A 20,534-nucleotide genomic window follows, 5' to 3' on the forward strand; every position below is an offset into this window, starting at 1 on the left:
GATTGCGCCTCGAACCGCGTATCACCCCCTCAGCAGGCGTCCCGCCACGTCCACTGCCGGCGCCGAACTGCCCGCTCCCGCAACGAAAACCGCGAATGCGAGGTCTCCCTGCGAGCCGACGAACCACCCGTGGGCACCGGTGCCATCACCGTACTCTGCCGTCCCCGTCTTACCGACGAGTTCGGGGATGTCCCGCAGCACACTCGCAGTTCCCCCCGTGACAGTCTCCCGCATCATCGTCCGTAACGCGGCAGTGACCTCCTCCGGCGCGGCGCCGGGCGCGCGATCGGCCACCCCCGGCCGGCCCTCGACGAGCATCGGCAGCGGTGTCGACCCGTGCGCGATGGACGCCGCCACGAGTGCCATCCCGAACGGGGACGCCGTCACCCGGCCCTGGCCGATCGCGGACTCGACGCGCTCCGCCGGCGTCCGCGCCTCGGGCACGTTGCCGGTGACCGTGACCAGTCCGGGCGTGACGTAGTCCACCCCGAGCCCGAACTGTGCGGCCGCGTCGGTGAGCGCGGTCGCCGGCAGTCCCACGGCGAGCCGGCCCATCGTGGTGTTGCACGAGAAGGCGAAGGCGGTGTGCAACGGGACGGAGCCGAGGTCGAAGCTGTCGTCGTTGGGGATGACGCGGCCCTCGATGTTCGCGGTCCCGGGGCACGGCACCACCGTGTCGGGGGTCGTGGCCCCGGCCTGCAGCGCGGCCGAGGTGGTGACGGTCTTGAACGTCGAGCCGGGCGGATACAGCCCGGTCAGGGCGAGCGGCCCCTCGGCGTCGGTGGCGGCGTTCTGCGCCACCGCCCGCACCGCCCCGGTGGACGGCTCGATCGCGACGATCACCGCCGGTTGCTGCATCGGCGCCAGGACCGCCTCGGCGCGCGTCTGCAGGTCCAGGTCGAGCGTGGTCTGCAGGTCCGGCGCCGGTGGACCGTCGGCCCCGGCGACGCGGCGCGCGCTGCCGTCCCCGGACACGAGCCGCACGGCCCAACCGGCGGACGCGTCCTGCCCCTCCTGCCACAGCTCGCCCAGCCCGGACAGCACCGGCGAGGCCAGGGTTCGGTCGACCGTCAGCAACCGGGTCTGCCGGACGAGGGTCACCCCGGGCAGCGCGGCGAGCTGCGCTTCGATCGGCGCGAGGTCGGTCTCCCGGAGGGTCACCGCCGTCACGGGCTTGCCCGCCGCGGCGGCGACGTCGGCGGCAAGCGACTGCGCGGTGATCGTGGGCGCGGCCGTCGCCAGCAGGGGCGCGACGGCCGCCGGGTCGGCGGTGGCATCGAGGCTCACCAGCGTCACGACCTGTTGTTCGAGGATCGGCTGCCCGCGGCGGTCGAGCACCGACGGCGCCGGACCCACCGTGGTCGTGTAGCTCAGGGTGGTGCCGGCGGTCAGGTCCGGGGCGAGCAGCGCCGGATCCCACTCGATGCGCCAGCCCTGCGGGTCGAGGTCCACCGCACTGCCGGACGTGCGGTACGCCCAGTCCCGCCCGGCGCCGAAGGTCCACGCGACGTCGAGGTCGAACGTGCCCGCGTCCCCCGTGCCGGCGAGGTTCACGTCGGGGCGGACCGTGCCGGACCCGTCGACGCCGAGACCGTCGAACACGTCGCCGATCGTCGTGGCCGCCGCCGCGGGGTCGGTGGTGAGGTCCGCCGCGGCCTGCACGTCGCCGGCCTCGAGCGCCGCCGCGAACTCGCCCACGACGGTCTCGGGCTGGTCGGGCCCGAAGGAGCACCCGGCGGCCGCGAGCGCGGCGACTACGGTCGTCAGGAGCGGAACCGGTCGGCGTCGAAGGATGGGCACGACCACGATCATGCCCGAATTCGGACGGTGCCGTCGGGCACGACCCGGGAGGGCGTGCCGTACAGGCGGCACGTTGTGACGCGGGTCGCGGTCGCGCAGAAAACCGGTTGCCGCTCCGCGATCACCGATCTACCGTGGATTCTCGTCACGTTCCCGCCGATCGGAGAAGGCCGTTGCTCCTGTAGAGGTTTCGCCCGCCGCGCCGCACCCTGCGCGCGGTACGTCGTCACCTACTGCCGGGAGCAGCCATGTCACACCCTTCCCCGATTCTCTCGGACCTCGCGTTCACCTGGCCGGACGGCACCGTGGTGTTCGACGGTCTCGACACCACCCTCCCCACCGGCCGCACCGGACGCGTCGGGCGCAACGGGTCCGGCAAATCGACTCTGCTGCACATCATGTCGGGCGATCTGCCCCCGACCCGCGGTTCCGTCACGATACGTGGCCGGGTCTCGCTGCTGCCGCAGGACATCGTCCTCGACCGGCACCGCACCGTCGACGCCGTCCTCGGCATCGACGGCGTGCGTGCGGCACTGCGGCGCATCGAGGCCGGCTCGACCGCCGCCCGCGACTTCGACACCGTCGGCGAGCGCTGGGACGTCGAGGAGCGCGCCCTGGCCACCCTGCACCACCTCGGCCTCGACCGAATCGTCCGATCCCCCAGCGACTTCGATCGCACCGTCGGCACCCTCTCCGGCGGCGAGACCGTCCTGCTGGCCCTCACGGCCCGTCTGCTCGACGAGCCCGACGTCCTGCTGCTCGACGAACCGACGAACAACCTGGATCCGGCGGCCCGCACGCGTCTGTACGACGTCCTGCGGGAGTTCCCCGGGACCCTCGTCGTCGCGACCCACGACCGCGACCTGCTCGAACGGGTCGACACCGTCGCCGAGGTACGGGACGGAGACCTGCGGCTGTTCGGCGGCAACTACAGCGAGTACGAACGCATCGTCGCGGCCGAGCAGGAGGCCGCGCTGGCCGCGGTGCGCGACGCCCGCGCGGACGTGCGCCGGCAGGCGCGCGAACTGCGCGACTCGCACATCAAGCTCGCCCGGCGAGAGCGCTACGGCCGCAAGATGTTCGAGAACAAGCGGGAGCCGAAGATCGTGATGGGCGCCCGCAAGCGGCAGGCCCAGGAGTCGGCGGGCCGGCTGCGGCGCGAACACGAGGGCAAGCTCGCCGGCGCGCGTGAGACCCTCGAGCAGGCCCAGGACACCGTGCGCGACGACCGGGAGATCCGGGTGGACCTGCCGGAGACGGAGGTGCACGCCGGGGCGCGCGTCGCCGAGGGTCCGCTCGAGATCGTCGGCCCGGAGCGGATCGCGCTGCGCGGACCCAACGGTTCGGGCAAGACGACGTTGCTGCACGCCGTCGTCGCGGCCGGCCCCCGGGTGCCGTTCGCGGTGCTGCCGCAGCGGCTGGACATCTTCGACGGGACGCTGTCGGTGGCGGACAACGTCGCGCTGCGTGCCCCGCACCTGTCGGCGCAGCAGGTCCGGGCGTTGCTCGCCCGGTTCCTGTTCCGCGGTGCCGACGCGGACGTGCCGGCGGCCGCCCTCTCGGGCGGCGAGCGCCTGCGGGCGGCGCTGGCGACCCTGCTGGCGGCGGACCCGGCGCCGCGGCTGCTGCTCCTCGACGAACCGACCAACAACCTGGACCTGCCCGGCCTCACACACCTGGTGCAGGCGCTGCGTGCCTACCGGGGCGCCCTCGTGGTGGTCAGCCACGACGAGCGGTTCCTGGCCGACATCGGCGTGACCCGGTCGGTCAGACTGGAGCGGTGAGCCATGCGATCAACCCTGTCGACGGAACCCGCATCGCCTTCTCGGTGATCGACTCCGACGCCGGCGCCGGCAGCCCGTCGCTGCTGCTCGCGCACGGCAGCGCCCTCTCGTCCGCCATCTGGCGGGGATTCGGGTACGTGCGTCCCCTGCGGGAGCGGTACCGGCTCATCCTGCCCGACCTGCGCGGACACGGCCGCAGCGACAAGCCCCACGTCCCGGACGCCTACGCGATGGACCTGATCGTCGACGACGTGCTGGCGGTACTGGACGCCGCCGGCACCGACCGCGTCCACTACCTCGGATACTCGTTCGGAGCCCGGGTCGGCCTGTCGCTGGCGGTGCGGGACACCGGGCGGCTACGGACGCTCACCGTGGGCGGTGGCAGCGCCCGTGCGCAGGCCGGGACGTTCGACCGGTTGTTCTTCCCGGGATGCGCCGACGTGCTCGGTCACTACGGCATCGACGGGTTCCTCGAGGCATGGGCGGAACACCTCGGTGCACCCGTCGACGCGGCGACACAGGCCGCGTTCCGGGCGAACGACGCAACCGCCCTCGCCGCGTACATGCGGCGGTCGGATCGCGAACCCGGCATCGACGACGCCGCCCTCGCCGCGCTGGACGTGCCGACGCTGGCATTCGTCGGTTCGGAGGACGGCGAACGGATCGACGACACCCGAGAGCTGTCGCGGACGATCCCCGGGGCCCTGCTCGCCGTCATCCGGGGGTACGACCACGCGACGACGATCGCGGCGGCGCCGGAGGTACTGTCCGTGATCGAACCGTTCCTCGCGGCGCACGCCGACGACTCGTCCGGCTAACTCGCCGAGGACGGCTCGTCCACCCACTGCACGAGCTGGTAGACGATGCCGTTCGGGTCGCGCATCTGGAAGTACCGCTCGCCCCACGGCTCGGTCTCGATCGGGGTGACGATCGGTACTCCTTCGGCCCGCAGGCGTTCGTACTCGTCGTCGATCGTGTCGACGACGAAGGCGACGAGCGTCCCCTGCCCGGCGTCGCCCGCGATGCTCGCGGGCTTGAAGCTGCCGAGCCCGGTCCGCAGGAAGACGAGGTTGAAGCCGGCGTCCTCACGGGTGAGGGAGACGAACCCGTCCTCGGCCATCGCTTCGGTGAACCCGAGGTGGCGGGTTGCGAAGTCGGCCGACGCGGCCACGTCGGGAACGTTGAGGGACAGGGCACTGGCGGTGATCTGCACGGTGAACTCCTTCCGGTTGCACGACTCCGAACGTCCGGCGGACGCATCTGGTTCCCGCACCCCGCTGCGTGGGAGTGGCCGAATGTCACATCGCTTCGATCTGATCGACGGGATGTCACATTCGGCCCCCAAGGGGGGTGTTGTCCGCCGCCCGGAGTCGGAGGACTCTCGGAATCACCCCTGTCCCCTCCGGAAGGCCCCACCGTGACGCACACCGTCTCCCCCGTCGACACCGCTGCTCAGCGCGTCCTCGACTCCGCGCTCGGCGCCGTCGATCTGATCGCGATCTACCTCGGCGACCGGCTCGGCTGGTACCGCAGCCTCGTCACCGACGGCCCCGCCGCCGCCGACGAACTCGCGACGCGCACCGGAACCGACCCGCGCTACGCCCGCGAGTGGCTCGAGCAGCAGGCGGTGACCGGTCTGCTCGAGGTCGACGACGACGATCCGCCGCGCTTCACGCTCCCGCCCGCGGTGGCCGAGGTCCTCACCGACGAGCAGAGTCTCAACTACCTCGGGCCGCTGGCCCGCATGTTCGCCGGGGTGTCCGTGCAACTCCCGGCTCTGCTCGACGCCTACCGCACCGGCGGCGGCGTGAGCTGGGCGCAGCTCGGCACCGATGCGCGCGAGAGCCAGGCGGACATGAACCGGCCGTGGTACGAGAAGGCGCTTCCGGGTGCCCTGGCGTCCGTGCCGGACCTGGACGCCCTGCTACGCCGGCCGGGGGCCGTGATCGCCGACATCGGCTGTGGCGGAGCATGGTCCACGATCGCGCTGGCCCGCGCGTACCCGCAGGCCCGGTTGTTCGCCGTCGACATAGATCCGGCGACGGTCGCCCTGGCCCGGACGAACGTCGCGGCGTGCCCCGACGTCGCCGACCGGGTCACCGTCGTCGAGGCCGACGCGGCCGGCCTGCCCGACGAACGCTTCACCGCCGCGTTCGCCTTCGAGTGCGTCCACGACATGCCGCGCCCCGTCGAGGTGCTCTCCGCGGTGCGGGGTGCACTCGCGCCCGACGGTGTCATGGTCGTCATGGACGAGGCCGTCGCCGACCGGTTCACCGCGCCCGGCGACGAGGTCGAGCGGCTGATGTACGGGTTCAGCATCGTGTGCTGCCTGCCGGACGGCATGAGCCATCCGCCGAGCGCGGGAACCGGCACGGTGATGCGCGCGGACACCCTGCGCCGGTATGCGCTCGACGCGGGCTTCTCGGACGTGTCGGTGCTGCCGATCGAGGACTTCGGGTTCTGGCGGTTCTACCGGCTGACCCCCTGACCGGTCTCAGCACGACGCCGGCCGGCGTGCCTCCGACGGGTGTGCCTCCGACAGTGCCGGCGAGCCGGCCTCGGACAGTGCCGGCGAGCGGGCCTCGGACAGTGCCGGCGGGCGGGCCTCGGACAGTGCCGGCGAGCCGGCCTCGGACAACAGCGCGGTGACGGTGTGCTTCATCAGCTCGGTGGCTTCGGCGACCGCCAGGCCGAGCACGTCGCGCAGCGCCACCCACGATCCCCAGGTGCTCGCCACCGCCACGGACCGCACCAGCCGGCCCCGGTGCGACGGGTCGAGCGCGGTCAGCTCCGCCGCGAACAGCGCGTCGACCTCTTCGACCACCCGGGCGATGTGCCGCAACTTGTTTCGCCGGATCCGTTCGGACTGCGGCGCTCTCATCGCGGACGAGCGCGCGAACGGCGCCATCAGTTCGAGCAGTTCGGCGCGCTGCCGGCAGAACGCGTCGATCCGCTCGCCGAGCGGCAGGTCGACGGGGACCGGGGCGAACGCGGAGTCCTGTCGCCGCAGCAACTCCGCCCCGGTCTCCGCGAACAGCGTCTCCAGATCGTTGAAGTTCGCCCACAGCGCCCGGAGCGAGACCCCGGCCCGGGCGGCGATCTGCGCCCCCGTCGGTTTCAGCTCCCCGGCCTCGATCAGGGCGATGTGTGCCTCTATCACTGCGTGGCGGGTCCGTTCGGCCCGCGCGACGCGTCCGTCGGTGACGGTCACGTGTCTCTCCTCCCGTGTCGCCGACCGGCTCCTCCCAACCGGTGCGGCGAACCCAATTGTGCCAGGGCCTGTGTCACCGAGGAGCGCGGCGCCGCGCGGGGAGCGGTTCAGTCGGGATCGAGAACGGGGGTGCGGGCCGTGGCCCGGACGATCGCGTCGCACAGCGCGCGAGTGGCACGGGCGCCGGCATCCCGGGCGAGGAGGGATCCGGGGAACGCGCCGCGGTGGCAGTGCAGTTCGACGGGCACGCCGGCCTGCAGGAGCCGTCGGGCGTAGTCGGTTGCCGCGTCCCGGAAGGGGCCGTGCTCGTCGACGGCGAGGTAGGTCGACGGCAGTCCGGTCAGGTCGATCCGGTGCGCGGGCCCGGACTGCTCGGTGGCCTCCCGGCCGCCGAGGTGGTGCCGCCGGTCCCGGGTGGCGTCGAGGTCGTCCCGTCCGGCGGCACCGTCGCGCACGGAGCCGGTCCGGTCGTCGAGTCCGGGTTCGAGCAGGGCCTGCAGCGCGATGTGCGGGCCGTCCTCGTCCCGTGCCCGCAGGGCGACGGCCGCGGCGAGGGTGCCGCCTGCGGCGTCGCCGAGGACGACGATGCGGTCCGGATCCATGTCCAGGCAGGCCGCGCCGGAGGCAACCCACTCGAGGACCGCGTAGCAGTCGTCCGCCGCAGAAGGAGGGTCCTCGGGCGCAAGCCGGTAGTCGACGGAGACGACGATCGCGCCGGTCGCGCGGGCGACGGCGGCGGCGAAGGCCTCGTCGGGGGCGGCGCTGCCGGGGCCCGACCCGCGGCCGGGGATCTCGAGCACGACGGGCCGCGCCGCGGGGTTGCCGTCCGGGCAGGTGTCGGGCGTGTGTATCCGCACGGGCACCTCGGGGTCGCCGAGCGCGCCGGGAACGAGCCATTCCTCGACGGTGACACCGGTGGTGTGGGGGGCCGCGAGGACCGGGTCGGGGAAGGGTGTCGCGTCGGCCGGTACGGGGTCGACGTCGGGCGAGTCCGGCATGAGCTCGGGCATGGCGACACGATAGTGGAACCTGCAGCCCGAGTGCAGATACCTGTCCCGGGTACCGGGACCGCACGGCGCGGCCCGGACCGCGGTCACCCGGAGAGCAGACCCTTGGCGATGTGCGTCACCTGGATCTCGTTGCTGCCCGCGTAGATCATCAGCGACTTCGCGTCCCGCGCGAGCTGCTCGACGCGGTACTCGGCCATGTAGCCGTTGCCGCCGAAGAGCTGCACCGCCTCCATCGCGACCTCGGTGGCCGCACGCGAGGAGTACAGCTTCATCGCCGACGCCTCGGCGAGAGCGACGGGCTTACCGGCCTCGGCACGCTCGATGGCGCTGAACACCATGTTGCGGACGTTGATGCGGGCGATCTCCATCTCGGCGAGCTTGAGCTGGATCAGCTGGAACTGCGCGATCTCGCGGCCCCACAGGGTGCGGCTGCGCGCGTAGTCCTTGCACAGGCGCAGGCACTCCTCGATGATGCCGAGGGCCAGGTAGGCGATGCCGATCCGCTCGGCGGCGAACGACTCCCGCGCGCTCTCCTTGCCGTCGCTGCGGCCACCCTCCTCGGTCTCACCGAGCAGCCGGTCGCGCGTGAGGCGCACGTTGTCGAAGAACAGCTCGCCGGTGGGTGAGGAGTTCATGCCCATCTTCTTGAACGGCGGACTCTGGGTGAGCCCCTCCATGCCCTTCTCGAGCACGAAGGCCAGCACCTTGCGGTCGCGCCGGTCGACGCTCGGGTCACCCTCGTCGAGCTTGGCGTACACGACGACGACGTCGGCGTAGGGACCGTTGGTGATGAACGTCTTCTGCCCGTTGAGGATGTAGTCCTCGCCGTCGCGCCGGACCGTGGACTTCATCCCCCCGAAGGCGTCCGACCCGGAGTCGGGTTCGGTGATGGCCCAGGCGCCGACCTTCTCGAACGTCACGAGTTCGGGCAGCCACCGCTTCTTCTGGGCGAGGGTGCCGCGGCTGCGGATGGTGCCGGCGGTGAGACCGAGGCTGACCCCCATCGAGGCGACGAGCCCGAGGCTGACGCCGGCGATCTCGCTGTTGAGCAGGGCCGCCATGCCGCCCGAGCCCATGCCGCCACCCGACTTTGCCGACGGCACCTCACCGGCCTCCTCCCGGGCGAGGGCCTTGTTCAGGCCGTCGCGGGCGAGCTCGTCGATGCCGAAGGCGGCGAACAGCTTGCGGATGATGTCGTAGGGCGGCAGCTCACCGCTCTCGAGCCGATCCACGTGCGGGCGGATCTCCTTTTCGATGAATCCGCGCAGGGCGTCACGGAACATGAGATCGGTGTCGGACCACGCGTACATGAACGAAATATAGAACACGTTCTCGAAAAGGTACACAGGCCGGCGCGGCGTGAGCGTGACGTCGGACATATTTAGCCTGCTATTAGTTAACGCACTATCTAAATGTCTAGACTCCGAGGTGCCACTCCCGCACGAAAGGCCCGAGAGAATGCACACCCGCCCCGGACCGTTCCAATGGCTCGCCTACGCCTTCGGCCGTCCCCTCCCGGCCTCGATGCGCGAATGGGTGCGCAACGACCTGGTCGGCGACCACGCCGTCGCCCGCCACATGATCCGCAGCCAGATCCCGTTCCTCCCGCTGTACGCCGCCTTCCTGCTGCTACCCGGCCCGGTGTGGCTGCGCCTGTCGACGATGGGGCTCGGCGTCGCGCTCGCCCTGTTCTTCTCCGCCGCCTACATGGCACAGAACCGTCGTCGCCGGCTCGAGCGCAACGGCCTGCCGGGCGACCTCGAGAACCCCCGGCGCGTCCGGCAGCGCGACGCCGAGAAGGCCGCCTACGAGGCGATGCATTCCGCGATGCGCGCCGGCTGACGGCCCCGACGCACGGCCGTCCGGGTACCGGGCTGCAGGAGCCGTTCCGGATCTGCTCGCCGATCCGGAATCCGCTCGCGCCGCGGCGGGGGCGAATTCCGGTTCGGCGCAGGAATTTCCGTGGACCCCGAGGGCGGTGAGTCCCTCAGTCCTTCGGTGTCAACAGGTAGACCGGGATCTCCCGCTCGGTGCGCCGGGCGTACAGCTCGTAATTGGGCCACACCTGCACCAGCACCTCCCAGTGCACGTCGCGCTCGACGCCGCGCGCGCGGCGCGGCACGACCACGGTGTCCTCCCCCCGGTAGGTCACCAGTGCCTCGTCGGCGGCCTCGAGGTTGTGCGCCCAGCCCGGCAGTTCGGGCATCCCCCAGTTGCTTCCGGCGACGAGCCAGCCGTCGTCGCGCGGAGCGCACAGCAGGGGGGTGCGGCGCTCCACCCCGCTCTTGCGGCCGCGGACCGTGAGCACCAGTTCCGGCAGCCCGGCGAGCGTCAACAGCGTGACCCGGCCGGACGTCACCCGCTGGAGGGTGTGGTCGACGGTGACGATCTGCGGGGTGAACCGCGGCAGCCACGGTTGCCGGCCGAGCTGCACCGCGACGGGACGCAGCGGGTTCACGGCGCCGCCCATCCGGCCAGGACCGTCCGCACGGCGGTCACCACCGCGAGCGGCTGGTCGATCATCGGATGGTGCCCCGCGGCGGGCAGTTCGGCCACGAGCGCACCCGGACCGAACTGCGGCCGCATGCGACCGAGCAGATCGAGGGCGACGATCCCGTTCTCGGAACGGAAATAGGCGACGCGGCACTTCGCCTCGAAGCTCTCGAGGCTGGTGCGCCGGTCCTTCGTCATCCGCAGGGCGTCGAACTTCCAGCTCCAGCCGCCGGGCACCTGCCGCATGGACTGACGGGCGATGTGCTCGAGCACGTACGGCTCGGCGGTGTCCTGCGGCGGGACGAGCCGGAAACGGGCCATCGCCTCCTCCGCCGTCGGATACACCTTCGTGCCGCTGCGCTCGCGGGCCACCTGAGCGCGCATCTCGATCTCCTCGGGCGTCAGGTCCCGGATCGGCGAGTCGAGGATCATCACCCCGTCCAGCCGGTCGCCGTACAGGTGAGAGGCCACGAAGGACACGATCCCGCCCATGCTGTGCCCGACCAGGACCGGCGCTCCGGCGATCCCACCCGCCTGCGCCGCCGCGAGCACCTCGCGCGCCCACGTCTCGAGGGAGTAGTGCTCGCGGTGGTCGCTGTCCCCGTGCCCGCTCATGTCCAGCGCGACGACGCGCCGGTCCTCGGCGAGCTGGGGTGCGACGTGATCCCACCAGCGCGAGTGCGCCATCCCGCCGTGCACCAGCACGATGCCGGGGCGGCCCTCCTCACCCCACGCGCGATACGCGATCGAGGCGCCGTCGACCTCGACGCTGCCCGTTTCCACCGGCGCGGACAGGGCCTCGACGAACCACTTCGGCGCCGAATCGTTGTCGATGCTCATTACCTGAATCTACTGCGTGGCGTGGCCCCGGTCACCAGGCGGGCCATCAGTTCGAGGCGCGGTTCCTCCTGCTCGGGTTGCGGGTGCACCACCGCCGCGACGGCCTCCCCGTCGAGCAGGTGCACCAGCGTGAACAGCAGCGTGTCGAACTCCGCCGGTTCGAATCGCGAGGCGATCGGCAGGGTGCGCCCGAATTCGGCGATCCGGCCGTGGTACCGCTGTGCCATGGGGGCCAGGCGTTCGCGCAGCGCGGGGTCGGTGCGCGCCGCGCCGAGCAGTTCGTACCAGGCGGCGTTGATCGGGGCACGGCACGCGGCCCGCAGCAGGCGCAGGCACTCGCGGACCGATTCGGGGCTTTCGTCGGGCCCGCCGAGTTGCGTCAACCCCAGCCGGAAGTTCGCGAACTGCCGTTCGCGGACGGCGTCGGCGGCCGCGATCATCAGGTCGAGCCGGGTCGGGAAGTGCCGGAACACCCCTCCGGAGGACACCCCCGAGCGGCGGCACACCTCCCCGATGGTGGTGGCCGTGTAACCCAGCTCGCCCAGCGACGCGACGGTCGCGTCGAGGATCCGTTCGATCGTCGCCGTGCGCCGCTGCTGCTGGGTGCGGCGCGACGGTGCCGCGGTCCCGGTCACGGCGCCGCGCTGCCGGCCGGGGCGGTGGCGGGCGGAACGGTGGCGGGCGGAACGGCGGCGTGCGGAGCGGCGGCGGGCGGAGCGGCGGCGGGCGGAGCGGGGCGTCGCGCCGGCACGGGTCCGCGCGCGTCGGTGCCCGCGCGCAGGAACCGGCCGGCGCCGACGGTGGCGCCGTACCCGGGGACGAACTCGCCCGCGCGGAACACCACGCGACCGGCCACCGCGGTCGCGGTGACGGCGGCGTCGTTGCGGTTGACCATGCGGCTCAGCCCGCCGAACTCGGGCATGGGCGCCTCGTGGTAGGCGTCGGTGTCCTGGTTCAGCCCGGCCGGGTCGACGACCACGAGGTCCGCCCGGTCGCCGACGCGCAGGTGCCCGGCGTCGATGCCGTAGAAGTCGCCGAGTTCGCCGGTGAGCTTGTGGATCGCCGATTCCAAGGGCATGACGGGCTTGCCGCGCCGTGCGTACTCGTGGATGCGGCGCAGCATGCAGATGCCGTAGTTGTAGAACGCCATGTTGCGCAGGTGCGCACCGGCGTCGGAGAAGCCGACGGTCACGCCGGGCTGCCGGAGCAGCCGGTTGGCCACCTCGGGCCGGTCGTTCGCGATCACCGTGTGCCAGCGGAACTTCCGTCCGTGCTCGACGACGAGGTCCAGGAAGGTGTCCACCGGATGCACGGCGCGGTCGCGGGCCACGTCGCCGATCGAGCGACCGACGAGCGACGCGTCGGGGCACCCGACGATGGTGGTGTCGTCGAAGTCGCGGTGCCACACGCGCGGCGAGAACTTCTTGTCGAAGTCCTGCCGGAACCAGCGCCGGTACGCCTCGTCGCGCAGCAGTTCGTTGCGGGCGACCTCCTCCTTCAGGTGCAGCGCGGCGCGCCCCGAACCGAACTCCTCGAACACGACGAGGTCGATCCCGTCGGAGTACACCTCGAACGTGGTGGGCAGGTGCTGCCACCGGAACGCGCCGCGCCCGATCCGGTTGGCGGCGAAGGCGATCGGACCGAAGATGCGGTGCACCCAGCGCTCGGCCTTGGTGTCGGCGGCGGCGAGCACGGCCGCCTTCATCGGCTTGCGGCCCACACCCGTGGTGGCGAGGGCGAAGAAGGCCACGTCGTACTTGGTGTTGAGGTTCGGCACAGCCTGCAGGACGCGGCCGCGGCGGCGCAGGATGCGGTGGATCCGGCGGAATTCGGACCACGACGCGTGGGTCGAGGGCAGGGTGCGGGAGCGGTAGCGATCGCCGTCGAGCTTGTCCCAGGGATTCGTCATGGTGGACACGCCCAGGAAGCCGGCGTCGAGGGCGTCCTCGACGCCGGCCTCGATCGCGGCGAGTTCGGCCCGGCTCGGCCGGCTCGAGGGATCGGTGGAGCGGCCCAGGCCCAGGACGGCCGCCCGCACGTCGGAGTGCCCGATGAACGCGGCGACGTTCGGGCCGAGCGGCAGGGCGTCCAGCGCGGCGACGTACTCCCGGGGCGACGACCAGGTCCGGCCCTGTTCGAGTGCCGTCAGGACGTGCTCGCGGGGCAGCGCCTCGACCCGGCTGAACAGGTCCGCGGCGTCGAGCGGCGGCACGAACACCGTCGAGAGCGAGCAGTTGCCCATGAGGACGGTGGTGACGCCGTGCCGCACCGATTCCGGCAGGCCGGGCGAGACGAGCACCTCGGCGTCGTAGTGCGTGTGCGGGTCCACGAAGCCGGGCATCACCCAGCGGCCGGCCGCCTCGATCACCTCGGTGCCCGGTCCGACGGGCAGTGGGTCGGCGCTCGCCGTCGCCACCACCCCGTCCTTGATGCCCAGGTCGCGGACCACGCCGGGGGCGCCGGTGCCGTCGAACCACAGTCCGCCGCGGACGACCAGGTCGAACTCGGTGGGCGCCGGTGTCGTGTGCATGTGATCTCCCTCACGTCGATGCACGAAGCATAGACAGAAAGAGGACGACCGCTCTCTATTTTCGGGCAACCCGGGGTGCGGACCGGCGCGGGACAGCGCCGCGAATAGAGTGCGGCCATGCCCGCGTTCCCGGCGGTTCCCGCCACCCCCGCCCTCCTCGTCGACCGTGACGTCCTCGACCGCAACATCGCGCGGATGGCCGACGCGGCACGTACCCGCGGGGTGGCCCTGCGCCCCCACGCGAAGACCCACAAGTGCGTCGAGATCGCCCGGCGTCAGCTCGCCGCCGGCGCCGTCGGGCTTACCGTCGCGACGGTCTCCGAGGCCGAGGTCTTCGCCGATGCCGGCTTCCGCGACCTGTTCGTCGCGTATCCGCTGTGGACGGATGCCGCGCGCGGTGCCCGGCTGCGCGCGCTCGCCGCGGAGGTCCGGCTGACCGTGGGCGTGGACTCGGCGGAGGGCGCGCGGGCCCTCGCCGAGCACGCCCGGCCGGGCCTGACCGTGCTCGTCGAGGTCGACAGCGGTCATCACCGCACCGGCGTCGCGCCGGAGCGGGCCGGGTCGGTCGCCGTCGCGGCGGCGTCCGTCGGGCTCGAGGTGCGCGGCGTGTTCACCTTTCCGGGGCACTCGTACGGCCCGGGACGGCCGGCGGTCGCGGCGACGGACGAGGCGGCAGCGCTGAGCCGGGCGGTGGCGGCCCTGGAGGCCACCGGGCACGACGCCGAGGTGATCAGCGGCGGCTCGACCCCCACCGCTCACCTCGACGTGCCGGCCGCCACCGAACTGCGCCCGGGCGTGTACGTCTTCGGCGACGCCCAGCAGCTCGAACTGGGCACGATCGACGAGGACGCGATCGCGCTGACCGCGTTGGCGACGGTGGTGTCGGCGCGTGACGACACCGTCGTGCTGGACGCCGGCAGCAAGGTGCTCGGCGCCGACCGCGCCCCGTGGGCGACGGGCTACGGCCGCATCCTCGGCGCCCCGGACGCGCGCATCGTCGCGCTGTCCGAACACCACGCCACCGTGCTGTGGCCGGACGACTCCGACCGCCCCACCCTCGGCACACGCCTCCGGGTGATCCCCAACCACGTGTGCTCCACGGTCAACCTCGCCGACGACCTGACTGTCGTCGCCGGGGACACGGCGGTCGACCGGTGGGCAGTCGCCGCGCGGGGCCGCAACACGTAGCACGCAGGCGGCTCCGCCGCCGGTGTGCCTTTTGGGCTGCTAGGGCAACCCAAAGGGCACACCGCCGGGTAGGGCGGCTCCGATCGCGTCGGCGGCGGCCGCCGCCCGCGATTCCGGCAACCGCGCATACCCGCACACCAGGCCGCTCGGACCACCGGGGCCGGCGCTGTACCTGCTGAGGGGTGCGGTCTCCACACCGAGCCGTCGCGCTGCGGCGGCGATCGCGACGTCGTCGACACCCTCCGGAAACCGGAGCACCACATGCAGACCCGCTTCGATGCCGGTCACCGACACCCCGGACCGTTCGAGACCATGAAGCGCACCGACGAACGCCGCCCGACGGGCGCGGTAGGTGCGGGACGCACGCGCCAGATGCCGAGACAGCGCCCCCGACTCGATCAGCCGGGCCAGCGCGGACGCGGCGACCGAGCCGGCCACCTCCCCGCTCTCGGCCACGGCCGCCGCGATGCGCGAGCGCAACGGGGCCGGTGGGATCAGCCACGCGAGCCGCAGATCCGGCGACAGGATCTTCGAGGCCGTCCCCACGTAGGCGACGCACTCGCGGCCGCCGTCGATGCTGCGCAGCGCCGGCAGGGCCGACACGTCGTACCGGAACTCCCCGTCGTAGTCGTCCTCGACGACGATCGTTCCGCTCTCGGCGGCACGGGCAACGAGCCGGGCGCGGTGGGACACGGGCATGCGCGCCCCCAACGGATACTGATGTGCGGGCGTGCAGTACACCGCGGCGTCCGTGACCCGCAGCAGGTCGGGATCCAGACCGTCCTCCCCCACCGGGACCGGACGCGGCCGGGCGCCCTCACCGACGAGCGCCCGTCGCGCACGGAGGTATCCCGGATCCTCGAACGCGACGTCGCGGTCTCGCAGCCGCGCCGCGATCGCGAGCACCCGCACCGCGGCGGCGACGCCCGGCAGCACGACGATCTCGTCCGCCCCGCAGGCGAGGCCCCGCGTCCGCCGGAGATGGTCGGCCAGCGCCCGGCGCAGATCCGGATGAGCCTCCGGATCCGCGACGCCGAGGGCCCGCGGCGCCGCGGCGGCCGCCCGCCACGCGCGACGCCACTCCGGTTCCGAGATCAGCGCCGGATCCGGGATCCCCGGCCGCAGGTCCAGTGCGGGCGCGCGCCGCACCGGATCCGGCTCCGTCGCCGCCGCGGGCACGACGGGATGGGATGCGGCGTGCGCCCGCGCCGCGACGTCGGCACCGGGCGCGACGCGCGTGCCCGAACCCGCCCGCGCCACAGCGAATCCCGAGGCACACAGCTCGTCGTAGGCGTCGACGACGCACCCGCGGGACACCCCGAGCTCGGCGGCCAGCACGCGGGTCGACGGCAGCGGATCGCCGACCCGGATGCGGCCGTACCGGATCTGGTCGACGACGGCCTCGGCGAGGCGCTGCCGGAGGGGCGCGTCGGTGTCGGGCAGTTCGAAGGCCGGATGGACCGGGGGCGCGACACGGGGCACGGCGCCACGATACTGGTCCTGGACTGTGCGCGCTTTGTGGACCTGTTCAGTGGACCGGATAACCGACAGACTCACCGGCATGGAGAACATCAGGCGCTATCCCGAACGGGCCCGCACCCGACGGGCCGACCTCGACGCGGTGCTGGACGCGGCCGTCACCTGCACCTTCGCGACCGTCGTCGACGGCCTGCCGTGGGTGGTACCGATGCTGTACGCGCGCGACGGCGACCGGATCCTGCTGCACGGCTCCACCGGCGCGGGCGCACTGCGCCTGGCCGCATCCGGTGCGCCGGTGGCCGTGTGCGTCTCGCTCCTCGACGGTGTCGTCGTCGCGCAGGATCTGTTCCACTCGTCCGCGAACTTCCGATCCGCCGTCGTCCGGGGCGAAGTCACGGCCCTGCCCGCCGAGGAGTCCGCCGCCGCCCTGGATGCCCTGTCGGACGGCCTCATTCCGGGGCGCAGCACCGAGACCCGGGCACACACCAGGAAGGAACTGGCGGCCACCGCCACCCTGGTCCTGCCCATCCGCGCCGGACAGTGGACGGTCAAGATCCGCGACGCACCCCCGTCCGCGCCCGACGTGAGCGACGGCTCGTGGGCGGGTGTGGTCCCGTTGCGGACGGTCGCGGACCGTCCGGTCGCCGCGCCGTGGGTCGCGGACGACGTGCCCGTGCCCGCGTCCGTCCGCAGGCTGGTGGACCGCTACGCCACGAGCACGACGATGGTTTCCGCGACCAGCGCCGGCTTCTCGGCACCCTCGGCCTCGACGGTGTAGGTGACGGTGAGGTTCGCGCCCTTCGCGGTGCGCTCGAGCGAGGTGAATTTCGCGGTCGCCCGGACCTTCGACCCCACCGGAACCGGCGACGGGAATCGAACCTTGTTGGCACCGTAGTTGATCCGCATCTTCAGGCCCTCGGCGGCGAAGATCTGCGATCCGAGGACGGGCAGGAGCGAGAGGGTGAGGTAGCCGTGGGCGATGGTCGTGCCGAACGGTCCGTCCTTCGCGCGCTCGGGGTCGACGTGGATCCACTGGTGGTCCCCCGTCGCCTCGGCGAACAGGTTCACCCGCTCCTGGGTGATCTCGAGCCACTCGCTGTGGCCGAGATCCTCGCCGACGGCCGCCTCGATCTCGTCGATTCCGTGGAAGGTGCGCATGATTCGTTTCTCCTGGGTCAGGGCCGCTGCGGACGGTGTCCGGCGCGACGGAGGGTGACGCGATACGTGTAGTGCTCGGGCAGAAAGTAACTGACGGACAGCTCGGCGGGTTCGCCCAGATCGTTCGAGTACAGCCGGTCCACCCGCAGCAGGGGATGCCCCTCGGTGCAGTTCAGCTCGCGCGCAACCTCTTCCGTGGCCCGCGCGACGGTGATCGTCTGTGCCGCCTCGACGATGGGATGCTCGAGGTGCGGTTCGAGCAGACCCATCACGGTGTTCCGGCTCGACGCCCCGGCCGCGAGCTCCGGGGCATCGAGCACGTGCGCGGCCACGTGATCGGGCAGGTACACGGTGGTCAGCGCGAACGGGATCCCGTCGTGCACGCGGCGCAGCGCCACCGAATGCACCAGATCGGTGTCCAGTCGCAGCCGGCTCGCGGCCTCGATGTGCACGCCGCGTCTCAGTGGCGCGACGATCTCCATCGTGGTGTCGGCGGCGAGGTCGAGGAGGTCCTCGATGGAGCCGAGCTGGCGCCGGTAGCGCCGCCCGCCCTCGTCGGCGAATGTGCCGCGGCCGGGCACCCGGTAGACGACGCCGTCGGCGACGAGGTCCTGGAACGCCCGCCGCACCGTCTGCCGGCTCAGTCCGTAGCGCTGCGCGAGTTCGGCCTCGGTGGGCAGCCGCACGCCGCCGCGGTACTCGCCGGCGTCGACGGCCTCGCGCAGCCGTCGCGACAGCTGCGCGTACGCCGGTTCCGTGTCGCGTTCGCCCATGACGATCACGGATCCTAGTGACGGGCGGTCACAGGCCGCCGCGGGCCACCAGTTGGGACGCGATGACGCCCTTCTGGATCTCGTTGGTGCCTTCGCCGACGATCATCAGCGGGGCGTCGCGGAAGTAGCGTTCGACGTCGTACTCGGTGGAGTAGCCGTAGCCGCCGTGGATGCGCACCGCGTTCAGCGCGATCTCCATCGCGATCTCCGAGCAGTACAGCTTCGCCATGCCGGCCTCCATGTCGCACCGCTCGCCGCTGTCGAAGCGCTCTGCCGCGTAGCGGGTCAGCTGCCGCGCCGCGGTGAGCTTGGTGGCCATCTCCGCCAGGTAGTTACCGATCGACTGGTGCTTCCAGATGGGCTGGCCGAAGCTCTCGCGTTGCTGCGCGTAGGCCAGGGAGTCCTCGAGCGCCGCGGCGGCGACGCCGAGGGCGCGGCACGCGACCTGGATGCGGCCGGTCTCGAGACCCTTCATCATCTGCGCGAAACCCCGGCCGGGCGCGCCGCCGAGGATCGCCTCGGCGGAGATCCGGTAGCCGTCGAAGCTCAGCTCACAGGACTCGACGCCCTTGTAGCCGAGCTTGGGCAGATCCCGCGAGACGGTCAGGCCGGGCCCGTGCTCGACCAGGACGATGGAGATGCCCTTGTGCCGGGGGGTGGCGGCCGGGTCGGTCTTGCACAGCAGCGCGATCAGCCCGGCGCGACGGGCGTTGGTGATCCACGTCTTGGCGCCGTTGATCACCAGGTCCTCGCCGTCCCGGCGGGCGGTGGTGGTCATCGCCTGCAGGTCCGAGCCGCCGCCCGGCTCGGTCAGCGCCATCGTCGCGCGCACCTCACCGGTCGCGAGCTTCGGCAGCCAACGCTGCTTCTGCTCCTCGGTGCCGAACAGCACCAGCAGCTTGGCGACGACGGTGTGCCCGCCCATCGCCCCGGCCAGACTCATCCAGCCGCGGGCGAGTTCCTCGGTGACCTGCGCGTAGCACGGCATCGACACCGGCATCCCGCCGTACTCCTCCGGCACGGCCAGCCCGTAGATCCCGATCTGCTTCATCTGCTCGATCCACTTCTCGGGGTACTCGCCTGAGTGCTCGACCTCCTGCACCGACGGCTTGACCTCCCGGTCGATGAACTCGCGCACCGTCTTGACCAGGTAGGTCTCTTCGTCGCTCAGGTAGCTCACGGAAAAATCCTCGAATCGACACGGGACCTGCGATCCCACCCGTCATTTGTACGGCCATTTTTCGTGGCGCACCCGGCCGTGTCAACACCATCCGGTCGCACGACACCCCTCGAACCGCCTATACGTCGACCCTGCCGTCGCCTATAGGTCCGCTCCGGGTAGCGCCGGACCGGACAATGGCCGTACATTTAGCGCGTTCCCGACCGCCCCACAGCAGAGGTTGATCCGTGACTCTCGCCCAGCCCCGCCGCCGGCGAGCCGTGCTCGTCGCCCCCGGCTCCGACGACCGCAAGGCCGGCAAGGCTCTGGCCTCCCCGGCCGACGAGGTGGTTCTCGACCTCGAGGACGCCGTCGCCACCGGCCACAAGGACACCGCCCGCGACCTCGTCGCCGACCTGGTGTCCACGCACGGCACCGGTCGCACGATCGCGGTGCGTGTCAACGGTCCCGGCACGCCGTGGTTCGCCGACGACCTGCGCGCCTGCGCCGCCCTCGGATCGGCCCTGTCGTCGGTGGTGGTGCCCAAGGTCGAGGGCCCGGCCGACCTCGCCGAGACCGACCGGATCCTCACGGCGGCAGGCGATACCGACCTGGCCGTGCAGGCGCTGATCGAGACGCCGGCCGGGGTGACCCGCCTCGACGAGATCGTCACCGGCCCGCGACTGGCCGCGGTGATCCTCGGTTACGCCGACCTCGGCGCCGCGCTCGGCCGCACCCGCACCGCCGCCCCCGAGCACTGGCTGTACGTGCAGGACCGGATCCTGCACGCCGCCCGCGCCGCGGGCGTGCAGGCGATCGACGGCCCGTTCCTCGGCATCACCGACGACGATCGGTTCCGTCACGCCGCCCGCTGGACCGCCGACCTCGGCTTCGACGGCAAATGGGTCATCCACCCTGCCCAGATCGACTCGGCCGCAGCGGCCTTCACCCCGAACGACGAGCAGGCCGAGCAGGCGCGGCGGGTGCTGGCCGCCCTGGCCGAGGCCGAGGCCCGCGGCGCGGGCGCCGCCCAGCTCGACGGACAGATGCTCGACGAGGCGGTCGCCGTCGCCGCCCGCCGCACCCTCGCCCTGATCGGAGAGAACTGA

At 72.3% G+C, this 20,534-nt stretch carries 20 protein-coding genes; 7 read left to right on the forward strand and 13 right to left on the reverse strand.

Going from position 1 to position 20,534, the window contains the following annotated elements:
• Positions 1 to 21 precede the first annotated feature (21 nt).
• Positions 22 to 1,812, reverse strand: a complete 1,791-nt coding sequence (locus tag QNA09_RS19985; RefSeq protein WP_308072034.1) for a penicillin-binding transpeptidase domain-containing protein — start codon at positions 1,810 to 1,812, stop codon at positions 22 to 24.
• A 236-nt stretch (positions 1,813 to 2,048) separates the two neighbouring features.
• Here QNA09_RS19985 and QNA09_RS19990 point away from each other — a divergent pair, with 236 nt between their 5' ends.
• Together QNA09_RS19990 and QNA09_RS19995 are read left to right on the forward strand one after the other, a co-directional pair.
• Positions 2,049 to 3,584, forward strand: a complete 1,536-nt coding sequence (locus QNA09_RS19990) for an ATP-binding cassette domain-containing protein (RefSeq protein WP_308072035.1) — start codon at positions 2,049 to 2,051, stop codon at positions 3,582 to 3,584.
• Complete coding sequence (locus tag QNA09_RS19995; RefSeq protein WP_010593557.1) at positions 3,581 to 4,402, forward strand: alpha/beta fold hydrolase; 822 nt, start codon at positions 3,581 to 3,583, stop codon at positions 4,400 to 4,402. The genes QNA09_RS19990 and QNA09_RS19995 overlap by 4 nt, the downstream gene beginning before the upstream one ends.
• On the opposite strand, the gene QNA09_RS20000 is transcribed toward QNA09_RS19995, so the two are convergent.
• Positions 4,399 to 4,797 carry a VOC family protein gene (locus QNA09_RS20000; protein WP_026138043.1) on the reverse strand — a complete coding sequence of 133 codons (399 nt, stop codon included), beginning with the start codon at positions 4,795 to 4,797 and terminating at the stop codon, positions 4,399 to 4,401. The two genes, QNA09_RS19995 and QNA09_RS20000, sit on opposite strands and share 4 nt — an antisense overlap.
• A 204-nt stretch (positions 4,798 to 5,001) precedes the next feature.
• Between QNA09_RS20000 and QNA09_RS20005 the strand changes: the two genes are divergently transcribed.
• Entirely contained in the window at positions 5,002 to 6,072 is a 1,071-nt protein-coding gene (locus QNA09_RS20005) for a methyltransferase domain-containing protein (RefSeq protein WP_308072036.1), read from the forward strand.
• Positions 6,073 to 6,078: 6 nt separating this feature from the next.
• Here the strand turns inward: QNA09_RS20005 and QNA09_RS20010 are convergent, their stop codons facing one another.
• The 3 genes from QNA09_RS20010 to QNA09_RS20020 form a co-directional block, all read right to left on the reverse strand.
• Complete coding sequence (locus QNA09_RS20010; protein ID WP_140188930.1) at positions 6,079 to 6,795, reverse strand: TetR/AcrR family transcriptional regulator; 717 nt, start codon at positions 6,793 to 6,795, stop codon at positions 6,079 to 6,081.
• A 107-nt stretch (positions 6,796 to 6,902) separates the two neighbouring features.
• Entirely contained in the window at positions 6,903 to 7,805 is a 903-nt protein-coding gene (locus tag QNA09_RS20015; RefSeq protein ID WP_308072037.1) for an alpha/beta hydrolase fold domain-containing protein, read from the reverse strand.
• 83 nt (positions 7,806 to 7,888) lie between these two features.
• Positions 7,889 to 9,115 carry an acyl-CoA dehydrogenase family protein gene (locus tag QNA09_RS20020; protein ID WP_026138044.1) on the reverse strand — a complete coding sequence of 409 codons (1,227 nt, stop codon included), beginning with the start codon at positions 9,113 to 9,115 and terminating at the stop codon, positions 7,889 to 7,891.
• Between the two features lie 148 nt (positions 9,116 to 9,263).
• Here QNA09_RS20020 and QNA09_RS20025 point away from each other — a divergent pair, with 148 nt between their 5' ends.
• A complete protein-coding gene (locus QNA09_RS20025) occupies positions 9,264 to 9,647 on the forward strand; it encodes a DUF5313 family protein (protein WP_010593563.1) in 384 nt (127 codons plus the stop codon).
• Between the two features lie 145 nt (positions 9,648 to 9,792).
• Here QNA09_RS20025 and QNA09_RS20030 read toward each other — a convergent pair whose 3' ends face one another.
• From QNA09_RS20030 to QNA09_RS20045, 4 genes are read right to left on the reverse strand one after another with little or no spacing between them, the layout of a single operon-like run.
• Positions 9,793 to 10,275 (reverse strand): nitroreductase/quinone reductase family protein, encoded by a 483-nt coding sequence (locus QNA09_RS20030; protein ID WP_040274889.1) that lies wholly within the window; start codon positions 10,273 to 10,275, stop codon positions 9,793 to 9,795.
• Positions 10,260 to 11,138, reverse strand: coding sequence for an alpha/beta fold hydrolase (locus QNA09_RS20035; protein WP_017681947.1), 879 nt, complete (start codon positions 11,136 to 11,138; stop codon positions 10,260 to 10,262). The genes QNA09_RS20030 and QNA09_RS20035 overlap by 16 nt, the downstream gene beginning before the upstream one ends.
• Complete coding sequence (locus QNA09_RS20040) at positions 11,138 to 11,773, reverse strand: TetR/AcrR family transcriptional regulator (protein WP_010593566.1); 636 nt, start codon at positions 11,771 to 11,773, stop codon at positions 11,138 to 11,140. Before QNA09_RS20040 ends, QNA09_RS20035 begins: the two co-directional genes overlap by 1 nt.
• The gene (locus QNA09_RS20045) at positions 11,770 to 13,668 is read right to left on the reverse strand and encodes an amidohydrolase family protein (RefSeq protein WP_308072038.1); all 1,899 of its coding nucleotides are present in this window, start codon (positions 13,666 to 13,668) and stop codon (positions 11,770 to 11,772) included. The genes QNA09_RS20040 and QNA09_RS20045 overlap by 4 nt, the downstream gene beginning before the upstream one ends.
• A 117-nt stretch (positions 13,669 to 13,785) precedes the next feature.
• Here QNA09_RS20045 and QNA09_RS20050 point away from each other — a divergent pair, with 117 nt between their 5' ends.
• Positions 13,786 to 14,856: an alanine racemase gene (locus QNA09_RS20050; RefSeq protein WP_010593568.1), complete on the forward strand. Its 1,071-nt coding sequence runs from the start codon at positions 13,786 to 13,788 to the stop codon at positions 14,854 to 14,856.
• 39 nt (positions 14,857 to 14,895) lie between these two features.
• Here the strand turns inward: QNA09_RS20050 and QNA09_RS20055 are convergent, their stop codons facing one another.
• Complete coding sequence (locus QNA09_RS20055; protein ID WP_040274883.1) at positions 14,896 to 16,338, reverse strand: PLP-dependent aminotransferase family protein; 1,443 nt, start codon at positions 16,336 to 16,338, stop codon at positions 14,896 to 14,898.
• 79 nt (positions 16,339 to 16,417) lie between these two features.
• Between QNA09_RS20055 and QNA09_RS20060 the strand changes: the two genes are divergently transcribed.
• A complete protein-coding gene (locus QNA09_RS20060) occupies positions 16,418 to 17,113 on the forward strand; it encodes a pyridoxamine 5'-phosphate oxidase family protein (RefSeq protein ID WP_210063048.1) in 696 nt (231 codons plus the stop codon).
• Here QNA09_RS20060 and QNA09_RS20065 read toward each other — a convergent pair.
• The 3 genes from QNA09_RS20065 to QNA09_RS20075 are packed head-to-tail and all read right to left on the reverse strand — an operon-like array spanning position 17,041 to position 19,446.
• Entirely contained in the window at positions 17,041 to 17,493 is a 453-nt protein-coding gene (locus QNA09_RS20065; protein ID WP_210063049.1) for a MaoC family dehydratase, read from the reverse strand. The two genes, QNA09_RS20060 and QNA09_RS20065, sit on opposite strands and share 73 nt — an antisense overlap.
• 17 nt (positions 17,494 to 17,510) lie before the next feature.
• On the reverse strand, positions 17,511 to 18,266 hold the full coding sequence (locus QNA09_RS20070; RefSeq protein ID WP_210063050.1) for a GntR family transcriptional regulator: 756 nt from the start codon (positions 18,264 to 18,266) through the stop codon (positions 17,511 to 17,513).
• Positions 18,267 to 18,294: 28 nt separating this feature from the next.
• Positions 18,295 to 19,446, reverse strand: a complete 1,152-nt coding sequence (locus tag QNA09_RS20075) for an acyl-CoA dehydrogenase family protein (RefSeq protein ID WP_210063051.1) — start codon at positions 19,444 to 19,446, stop codon at positions 18,295 to 18,297.
• Between the two features lie 260 nt (positions 19,447 to 19,706).
• Between QNA09_RS20075 and QNA09_RS20080 the strand changes: the two genes are divergently transcribed.
• Positions 19,707 to 20,534 carry a CoA ester lyase gene (locus QNA09_RS20080; RefSeq protein WP_010593574.1) on the forward strand — a complete coding sequence of 276 codons (828 nt, stop codon included), beginning with the start codon at positions 19,707 to 19,709 and terminating at the stop codon, positions 20,532 to 20,534.

It is taken from the genome of Rhodococcus sp. AH-ZY2 (assembly GCF_030916465.1).
Classification (GTDB): domain Bacteria; phylum Actinomycetota; class Actinomycetes; order Mycobacteriales; family Mycobacteriaceae; genus Rhodococcus; species Rhodococcus ruber.